This window comes from Enterovirga sp. (assembly GCF_028290205.1).
GTDB lineage: Bacteria > Pseudomonadota > Alphaproteobacteria > Rhizobiales > Beijerinckiaceae > Enterovirga.
Genome location: NZ_JAQGKF010000198.1, coordinates 1 through 8,798 on the forward strand (window position 1 = coordinate 1; position 8,798 = coordinate 8,798).

General features: G+C 70.7%; 7 protein-coding genes and 1 pseudogene. 6 read left to right on the plus strand and 2 right to left on the minus strand.

Annotated features, from left to right (window positions below):
- A partial coding sequence (locus JWR86_RS13790) for a DMT family transporter (protein WP_299566589.1) occupies positions 1 to 800 on the plus strand: 800 nt, incomplete at its 5' end.
- Here JWR86_RS13790 and JWR86_RS13795 read toward each other — a convergent pair.
- A complete protein-coding gene (locus JWR86_RS13795) occupies positions 683 to 1,594 on the minus strand; it encodes a GNAT family N-acetyltransferase (RefSeq protein WP_299566591.1) in 912 nt (303 codons plus the stop codon). The two genes, JWR86_RS13790 and JWR86_RS13795, sit on opposite strands and share 118 nt — an antisense overlap.
- 21 nt (positions 1,595 to 1,615) lie before the next feature.
- Positions 1,616 to 2,383 (minus strand): hydroxyacylglutathione hydrolase, encoded by a 768-nt coding sequence (gene gloB / locus JWR86_RS13800; RefSeq protein ID WP_299566594.1) that lies wholly within the window; start codon positions 2,381 to 2,383, stop codon positions 1,616 to 1,618.
- Between the two features lie 101 nt (positions 2,384 to 2,484).
- Between gloB and JWR86_RS13805 the strand changes: the two genes are divergently transcribed.
- The 5 genes and pseudogenes from JWR86_RS13805 to JWR86_RS13825 all read left to right on the plus strand — a co-directional run.
- Entirely contained in the window at positions 2,485 to 3,267 is a 783-nt protein-coding gene (locus JWR86_RS13805) for a methyltransferase domain-containing protein (RefSeq protein WP_299566602.1), read from the plus strand.
- A 121-nt stretch (positions 3,268 to 3,388) separates the two neighbouring features.
- On the plus strand, positions 3,389 to 4,069 hold the full coding sequence (locus JWR86_RS13810; protein WP_299566596.1) for a TetR/AcrR family transcriptional regulator: 681 nt from the start codon (positions 3,389 to 3,391) through the stop codon (positions 4,067 to 4,069).
- On the plus strand, positions 4,066 to 5,295 hold the full coding sequence (locus tag JWR86_RS13815; protein ID WP_299566598.1) for an efflux RND transporter periplasmic adaptor subunit: 1,230 nt from the start codon (positions 4,066 to 4,068) through the stop codon (positions 5,293 to 5,295). The genes JWR86_RS13810 and JWR86_RS13815 overlap by 4 nt, the downstream gene beginning before the upstream one ends.
- 11 nt (positions 5,296 to 5,306) lie before the next feature.
- Positions 5,307 to 8,426: an efflux RND transporter permease subunit gene (locus JWR86_RS13820; RefSeq protein WP_299566600.1), complete on the plus strand. Its 3,120-nt coding sequence runs from the start codon at positions 5,307 to 5,309 to the stop codon at positions 8,424 to 8,426.
- An 88-nt stretch (positions 8,427 to 8,514) separates the two neighbouring features.
- Positions 8,515 to 8,798, plus strand: a pseudogene (locus JWR86_RS13825) (hypothetical protein); the annotation flags it as partial.

Consider the following 8,798-nt stretch of genomic DNA (forward strand, 5'->3'; position numbering starts at 1 on the left):
CGCCCTTCCAGGTTCTGGCCGTGACCTTCGCCGTGGGCGGGTTGGTCGGCGTCGCGAGCTGGCCCTTCCGGCCCGGCGCGGCCCGGGCGCTGCGGCAGCGGCCACTGGTCTGGGCACTCGGGATCGCCGGATTGTTCGGCTATCACGCCCTCTATTTTGCGGCGCTCAAGCTCGCCCCGCCGGCCGAAGCCGGGCTCGTGAACTACCTGTGGCCGCTGCTCATCGTGCTGTTCTCGGCCGCGCTGCCGGGCGAGCGGCTGCGCGCCGCCCATGTGGTGGGCGCGCTGCTCGGCCTCGCCGGCGTGGTCGTCCTGGTGGCCGGCCGGGGCGCGCTGGAGGCCCGGCCGGAACATCTCGCAGGCTATTTGGCGGCCGCCGGGGCCGCCTTCGTCTGGGCCGGCTACTCGGTCCTGTCGCGGCGTGTGGCCGAGGTGCCGACCGACGCCGTCACCGGCTTTTGCCTCGTGACGGCCGCGCTCGGCCTCCTGTGCCACCTCGCCTTCGAGACCACCGTCCAGCCGAGCGCCTCCGAATGGCTGGCGCTGCTGGCGAGCGGCCTCGGCCCGGTCGGGATCGCCTTCTACCTCTGGGATTTCGGCATGAAGCGGGGCGACATCCGGCTGCTCGGCGTCGGCTCCTACGCGATCCCGGTCGCCTCCACCCTGGTTCTGGTCGCGGCCGGCTATGCCGAGCCGTCGGCAGCCTTGGCGCTGAGCTGCGGGCTGATCGCGGCCGGCGCGCTGGTCGCGACTGTGAGGGCGCGACGGCGCTCGTCCTCGGCCCCGACGCGGTGCGTGTAGCGATACGCGGTGGTGAAGCCGAGCGAACGGTACAGCGCGTCCGCCACCGCATTCGCCTCCCGCATCTGCAAGTAGGCGCGCGACGCCCCGGCTCGCTGGCCCCACGCCATCAGGCTCGTGACCAGCCGCCGGCCAAGGCCGAGGCTGCGCAGGTCGGGCGCCACCACGATGTCGTAGAGCCCGACATAGCCGCGCTCGGTGACGGCGAGGCCCCAGGCCGCGTCCTGCTCGTCCAGGCTCAGCGTCGCGAAGACGGCCGGCTGGCGGATCCGCCGCACGATCCGGCCCAGGATGTCGCGGTTGCTCTTGTCGCCGCCATAGGCATCTGCCGCGGCCGCAACCCAGGCGGGTTTGGGGGCGGGTTCGAGCCGGATGGAGCTGTCCAGCGCCAGCTCGTCGCCGAGTTCGGCCACCATGCCGAGCGAGGGGTCGTAATCCACAAGGCCATGGGCGGCCAGCGCCGCCTCCGCGCCCGCATCCTCGATCCCGGTCAGCCGGAAGCACGGCGCGACGCCGCGCTCGGCGAAGCTCGCCAGGATGGCCTCGATCAGCCCGGCATCGAGGCGCGCGCCGGGCAGGATCGGGCTCGCCGCATTGGCCCGCTTCGAATAGCCCTCGGCGAAGCGCAGCAGCCAGCCTTCCGCGAGTTCCACCTCGAAGGACGGCCACGCGTTCACGAGCCGGCTCTCGAGCGCCAGAACGAGGTCGCGGTCCGGCATCAGGTCGCCTCGGGCCAGGATCGGGCGGGGCTCCGCGAGCCGAGACGCCTCGGGACGGTCATGCCGCGGTGACATCCGGCCGCGGCCGCCCTCCGGTCAGAACCGGTTCTTCCACTCGCGCAGGGCTTGGAACACCGTTCCGGCATCGGCGCCCGGCTTCTCGACCGAGGCCGCGAGTTGCGGCTCGCCCGCCCGGAGGAACGGGTTGGTGGCGCGCTCCTCGCCGATCGTCGACGGGATCAGGAACCGGTTCTCGCCCGCAGCGACCTCGGCTTCCCGGGCGCGGCGCTGCAGCGCCTCGTTGTCCGGATCGGCGGCCAGCGCGAACTTGGCGTTCGACAGCACGTAATCGTGCCCCGAATAGACGCGCGCCTCTACCGGCAGCGCCGCCAGGCGCTGCAGCGAATGCCACATCTCGGCAAAGCTCGATTCCATCACCCGGCCGCAGCCGAGCGTGAACAACGTGTCGCCCGCAAAGAGGGCGCGATCGGCCGCGAACCAGAACGCGATGTGATCGCGGCAATGCCCGGGCGTTTCCCAGACATGGGCCGACAGCTCACCGACCTTTACCGTGTCACCCTCGCGCACGAAGGCGTCGGCCCCCGGCACCTCGGCGCCAGCCTTCTGCGGGGCCACCACCCGGCACCCGAAGCGCTTCTTCAGCGCCGGGATCGCCTGCACGTGGTCGGCGTGGCGGTGCGTGACCAGGATGTCGCTGAGGCGCCATCCCGTGTCCCTCAGGGCCTGCAGGATCGGCCCCTCTTCCGGGGCGTCAATGGCCGCGCAGGCGCCGGTCTGCGGATCATGGATCAGCGCACCGATATTGTCCTGGAGACAGCGGAAAACACGAATCTCGGCGGGCATGGCCTTCTCTGCGCGAAGCGGCCGTGGCTACCATGGCGAGACTGCCCTGGAAACTGCGCCGAATCGACCGGCGGCGCTTCGGGCGCGAGGGGACCGGAAGCGTGAGCGTGGACGTCACCGATCTCCGGTCCTTCTATGACAGCCCGCTCGGGCAGGTGTCCTGCCGGCTCGTCGGCCGCGTGATGGCTGCGCTGTGGCCGGACCTGCGCGGGCTCTCCCTGCTCGGCCTCGGCTATCCGGGGCCCTACCTGCCGGCGCTGGGCGCCAGCCCCGAACGCATCCTGGTCTTCATGCCGGCCGCGCAGGGCGCGATGCGCTGGCCGGCCGAGGGCCCCTCGGCCACGACCCTGGCGGATCCCCTGATGATGCCGCTGGCGGACGGTTCGATCGACCGGCTGCTCGTCATCCATGCGCTCGAGACCGCCGAGGACCCGGCGGAATTTCTGCATGAGGTGGCCCGCCTGCTGTCGCCACCGGGCCGGGCGCTCATCGTGTGCCCGAACCGACGCGGGCTCTGGGCCCGCATGGACCGGACGCCGTTCGGCCAGGGGCAGCCGTTCAGCCGCTCCCAGCTCCGCCGCCTCATGCAGCGTACCCAACTCACGCCGGAACGCTGGGCCGAGGCGCTGTACCTGCCCCCCTTCCGGGGCCGCTTCCTGCTGAGCGGCGCCGCGATGTGGGAACGCGGCGGCGCGGCGCTGTCGCTGCCCTTCGCCGGCCTGCATGTGGTCGAGGTCGTGAAGTCGGTCCACCGCCCGGTGCTGGTCCGGCAACGGCGGCGGGCCCGGGTCCGCGAGCCGATCCTGCTCCCTGTTCCGGCGGCATGCGACCCCGGCTGGGAGCCGCAGCGGCGGAGCCTGACATCTCTCCGGCCCGACCCGTGAAACGACTCTGAACGATTGGACAATAGAACTCGGAAGTTCTATGGCATCGGGCTTGCGACTTGCTGTTGGGGGACGGCTGTTCGGGTCGGCTGCTCGCGGCGGCCGCGGAGGTGACGGCTCGATGGGTCTGGCGCTGGAAGAGAACTGGCGGAGCGAGCGGCGGCTGCGCCTGCTCGATGCGGCAGCCCGCGTCTTCTCGCGTCGGGGCTATGACGACGCGTCCATGGACGAGATCGCCCTCGAAGCCGGCATGGGCAAGCCGACCCTCTACCGCTATTTCCCCAGCAAGGCGTCGCTGTTCGCGGCCGTGTTCGTGGAAGCGCTGGACGCGCTTGAGGCGAAACTCGGCGCGGTGCTGGACGCGGAGCCAAGCTTTGCGGAGCGGATCTTCGGCCTGGTTCGGGCCCTGCTGCCGACCTTTCGGGACCATCTCGTGCCGCTGCGGTTTCTGGGCGAAGGCGCCGCCGCTGTGGACCAGTCGCGCCGGCGCATCTTCCGTGACCGGCGGGCCCGCATCGCCGGGTTTCTGGCCAGGGCCGTCCGGGACGGGGTCCGGACCGGCGAAGCCCGAGCCGTGGATCCGGACCGCATCGCCCATCTGACCATCGGCATGATCTGGGGCGGCGCGGCCGCCATCACGGCGGACGACGACGAGGTCGCCCGCGAGATCAGCGGCCTGATTTTGCGCGGTGTGGCGGACGGCCCCGCCGTGCCCCCGGCCGCGCCCGAACCGCTCGACGCCATCTCGGCGCATTCCAGCCGGACCCGACGCATCCGGGCCCGCGAGGCGACCTCCGCATGATCCGCGTCCTTCTTCTCGCCGGCCTCGCGGCCGCCGCCGGCTTTCTGTTCTGGAAAAAGGACGAGGCGCTGCGCTTCGCCTCCGAGCGGGCGCCCATTCTGGCGCCTTATCTGCCGAAGCCCGGCACGGTGCAGGCCGGCGCGCCCGGGCCGACCCGGCCGGCTCCTCCGCCCGTGCCCGTGGTCCTGGCCAAGGCCGAGCGGCGCAGCGTGCCGGTGACCGTGGACGCGGTCGGAACCGTCCAGTCCATGGCCTCCATCGCCATCAAGCCCCGCATCGACAGCCAGATCGCCGCGATTTCCGTCAAGGAAGGCGCGCTGGTGCGCGAGGGCGACCTCCTGGTGCAGCTCGACGACCGGGCCTTGCGCGCCCAACTCGCCCAGGCGGACGCCATGGTCGAAAAAGACCGCGCGCAGGTGCAGCAAGCCCGGCGTGACCTCGCCCGCTTCGAGGAGCTCTTGTCCAAGCGGATCGGCACGGAGGTGCAGCGCGACACCGCCGCGACCCTGCTGCGGGTGCAGCAGGCGCAGCTCGCGGCCGACATGGCCAACCGCGACAACCTCGCCACGCTGCTGACCTACACGGTGATCCGGGCCCCGATCTCGGGCCGGATCGGCTCCATCGCGCTCAAGGTCGGCACGACGGTCCGGAGCGCGGACGCCCAGGCCATTGCGACCATCAACCAGGTCGACCCGATCTACGTGTCCTTCGCCATTCCGCAATCGCTGTTCGGCAGCCTCCGGACCGCCATGGCGGCCGGCCGGGTCGGCATCGAGGCGCGGGTCGGCGACTGGTCGGTGCCGGGCCATGTCGCCTATCTCGAGAACACGGTGGATCTCGCCACCGGCACCATCGTGGCCAAGGCCGAGATGGCGAACCGCGACGAGCGCCTGTGGCCGGGGGCCTTCGTGGCCGTGCAGGCCACGCTCGGCGTGGAGGCGGAGGCCGTCGCCGTGCCGTCGGCCGCGGTGCAGATCGGCCAGCAGGGCGCCTACGTGTTCGTGGTCGGGACCGACCGGCGCGCCAAGCTCACGCCCGTGACCGTGGCCCGAACGGCCGGCACCGACACCGTGATCTCGCGCGGGCTCACGGGCGACGAGCAGGTCGTGGTCGATGGTCAGTTGCGCCTTGTGGACGGCGCGCTGGTCCAGGCCCAGCAGGCCGTGCCGCGCGACGGCGTCGCCACCGGCGGCGATCCGGCGCCGCCCGAAAAACGCCGAGGCTGACGGAGGCGACCATGCTGTCGGAGACCTGCATCCGCCGCCCGGTGATGACCATCCTGCTGATGGTCGCCTTTGTGGCTGCCGGGCTGTTCGGCTACCGCGAATTGCCCGTCGCGGCGGTGCCCCGCGTCGAGTTCCCGACCATCCAGGTGTCGGCGCAGCTGCCCGGGGCCAGCCCCGAAACCATGGCGTCCTCGGTCGCGGCGATCCTCGAAAAGCAGTTCTCGACCATCGCGGGCGTGTCGTCGATGACGTCGACCTCCGTGCTGGGCGCCACCTCGATCGTGCTCCAGTTCGACCTGAACCGGTCGATCGACGGCGCAGCGCTGGACGTCCAGTCCTCGATCTCCACGGCCCAGCGCCGGCTGCCGAGCGAGATGACGACCCCGCCGAGCTTCCGCAAGGTCAACCCGGCCGACCAGCCGGTGCTGTTCCTGGCCCTCTCCTCCGACCAGACCCGGCTGTCCGACGTGGACCGGTTCGGCCAGTCCTCGATCGTGCCGCGCCTCTCCACGCTGCCGGGCGTGGCCCAGGTCCTGATCTACGGCACCCAGAAATACGCCGTGCGGGTCCGGGCCGATCTGAGCCAGTTGCAGGCGCGCGGCCTCAGCCTGCTCGACATTCAGCAGGCGCTCGCGGCCGCGAACTCGTCCAAGCCCGTGGGCGCCATGGACCAGGGCAGCCAGAGCGCCATCCTGGACGCCACCGGCCCGATCATGCGGGCCGCCGATTACATGCCCATCGTGGTCGCCTGGAAGGACGGCGCGCCGGTCCGGGTCGCCGACGTCGCGACGGCTGTGGACGGCGTCGAGAACGACAAGGTGGCGAGCTGGCTGAACGGCAAACGGGCCATCATCCTGGCCGTTCAGCGCCAGCCGGACGCCAACACGGTCGAGGTGGTGGACCGGGCGCGCGGTCTTCTGAAGACGATCGAGGCCGAATTGCCGGCCGGCATGTCCATCAAGGTGCTGAACGACCGTTCGCTCTCCATCCGGCACGCCGTGGAGGACGTGGAATTCACCCTGCTGCTGTCCATGGTGCTGGTGATCGGGGTGATCTACCTCTTCCTGCGCTCGTGGCGGGCGACCCTGATCCCGGCCGTGGCGCTGCCGATCTCCATCGTCGGCACCTTCGCCGGCATGTACCTGTTCGGGCACTCGATCGACAACATCTCGCTTCTGGCGCTGACCCTCTGCGTCGGCTTCGTCGTCGACGATGCCATCGTCATGCTCGAGAACATCATGCGGCACGTGGAGAACGGCCAAAAACCGTTCCCGGCCGCCCTGCTGGGCTCGCGCGAGGTCGGCTTCACCATCATCTCCATGACCATCTCGCTGGTCGCGGTGTTCATCCCCGTCCTGTTCATGGGCGGCGTGGTGGGCCGCATGTTCACCGAATTCGGCCTCGTCATCTCCATGGCGATCCTGATCTCGGGCCTCGTGTCACTGACGCTGACGCCCATGCTCTGCGCCCGGATGCTGAAGCCGGTGGATCACCACCAGCGGCACAATTTCGTCCTGCGCGCCTTCGACTGGGGCTTCAGCCGGCTGACGCGCGGCTACGAATGGGCGCTGCGCCGCGTGGTGGCCGTGCCGGCCGTCATGCTGACCATCACCCTGGCCACCTTCGTGGTCACCGTGCTGCTCTACCGCGACATCCCGAAGGGCTTCTTCCCGACGGAGGACAACAGCCTCATCACGTCCGCCACCGTCGGGCCGGACGATGCATCCTTTGAGGCCATGGTGGCCCGCCAGCAGGCGCTGGCCGCCGTGATCCGGCGCGATCCGGACGTCCTCGACGTGATGTCGACCGTGGGCGGCGGCGGCCCCTCGGCGACCCAGAATTCCGGCCGCATGTTCATCACGCTGCGGGACAAGCCCGAGCGCAAGGCGAGCGTGATCGAGGTGATCCAGCGGCTGCGCCGCTCGGCCGCGGCGGTGCCCGGCATCTCAATCTTCATGCAGCCGGTGGTGTCGATCAACGTCGGGGCGCTGCAATCGCGCGCCCAGTACCAGTACACGCTGCAATCGACCGATCTCGACGGCCTGCGCAAGTTCGCCCCCCTGCTGCAGGACAAGATGGCCCAGGTGCCCGGCATCGTGGACGTCAATTCCGACCTGCAGATGCGGGCCCGCAGCGCCTATATCGACATCAACCGGGATGTCGCGGCGAGGCTTGGCATCACGGTCGACCAGGTGCGCGACCAGTTCTACTCGGCCTTCGGCACCCGCCAGGTCTCGACCATCTACGCCCCGGAGGACACCTACCAGGTCATCCTGGAGGCGGACCGCAAATACGCCGATGCGCGCGACGTGCTCCGCAAGCTCGCGATCCGCACCCCGTCCGGCGCCGTGATCCCGCTGGACACCATCGCGACCCTGCGCGAGCTGCCCACCGCCCTGACGGTGAACCACCTGGCGCAGCTGCCCTCGGTCACCATCTCGTTCAACCTCGTGCCGGGCGTGGCGCTGTCGCAGGCCGTCACCGGCATCGAGGCGGCGAGCCGCGAGATCGGCCTGCCGGCCAGCATCCAGACCAATTTCCAGGGCACCGCGCAGCTGTTCCAGCAGGCACTCGCGAACCAGGGGCTTCTGCTCTTCGCCGCCGTGCTGGTGATCTACATCATCCTGGGCATCCTCTACGAAAGCTTCATCCACCCGCTCACCATCCTGTCCGGCCTGCCCTCGGCCGGCATCGGGGCCCTGCTCACGCTGAAGCTCGCCGGCATGGACCTGTCGGTGATCGCCATGATCGGCATCGTGATGCTGATCGGCATCGTGAAGAAGAACGCCATCATGATGGTGGATTTCGCCATCGAGCGCCGGAAGGAGGGCGCGGAGGCCCGGGAGGCCATCCTTGAGGCGGCCGTGCTGCGCTTCCGGCCGATCATGATGACCACGGCTGCAGCGGTGCTCGGCGCCCTGCCGATCGCGCTCGGCGTCGGCGCCGGGGCGGAGCTGCGCCAGCCGCTCGGCTATGCGGTGGTCGGCGGCCTGCTGATGTCGCAGCTGCTCACGCTCTTCATCACGCCGGTCGTCTACCTGATGTTCGAGAAGCTCTCCTCGCCGACCCCGGCCGCCGACAGCCGTCCCCATGCGGGCGCGCCGGCGCCGCTCGCCGTGCCGGCCGAGTGACGCCCCTCGTTCACCGTTGCTTCAGGCGGGTCCCGCCACCATCTCGGCCATGCAGCCCTCGCGGCAGCCTGTTCACGAAGGTCTCCCGATGAAGACGTCCATTCGCTTCGCCGTCGCGGTCGGCGCCTTGACGGCCTCGGCGCTCGCGGCCGGCACCGCCTCGGCCTCCCCGGCCAGCACGCGGGCCGAGGCCCTGGCTCGGGCCCAGGCCGGTGCCTATCCGGCGGAGAGCTACACCCAGTATTACGGCCGCCGACGCGGCTACGGCCCGGCCTACGGCTATCGCCGGCGCGGCCCGAGCGGTGGCGCCGTTGCGGCCGGCGTGATCGGCGGCCTGGCGGCCGGCGCCCTGCTCGGCAGCGTGCTGAGCGC

Coding starts and splice junctions, on each gene's coding strand:
- JWR86_RS13810 (WP_299566596.1), top strand. CDS start 3,389: ATGGGTCTGGCGCTGGAAGAGAACTGGCGGAGCGAGCGGCGGCTGCGC.
- gloB (WP_299566594.1), bottom strand. CDS start 2,383: ATGCCCGCCGAGATTCGTGTTTTCCGCTGTCTCCAGGACAATATCGGT.
- JWR86_RS13795 (WP_299566591.1), bottom strand. CDS start 1,594: ATGTCACCGCGGCATGACCGTCCCGAGGCGTCTCGGCTCGCGGAGCCC.
- JWR86_RS13820 (WP_299566600.1), top strand. CDS start 5,307: ATGCTGTCGGAGACCTGCATCCGCCGCCCGGTGATGACCATCCTGCTG.
- JWR86_RS13815 (WP_299566598.1), top strand. CDS start 4,066: ATGATCCGCGTCCTTCTTCTCGCCGGCCTCGCGGCCGCCGCCGGCTTT.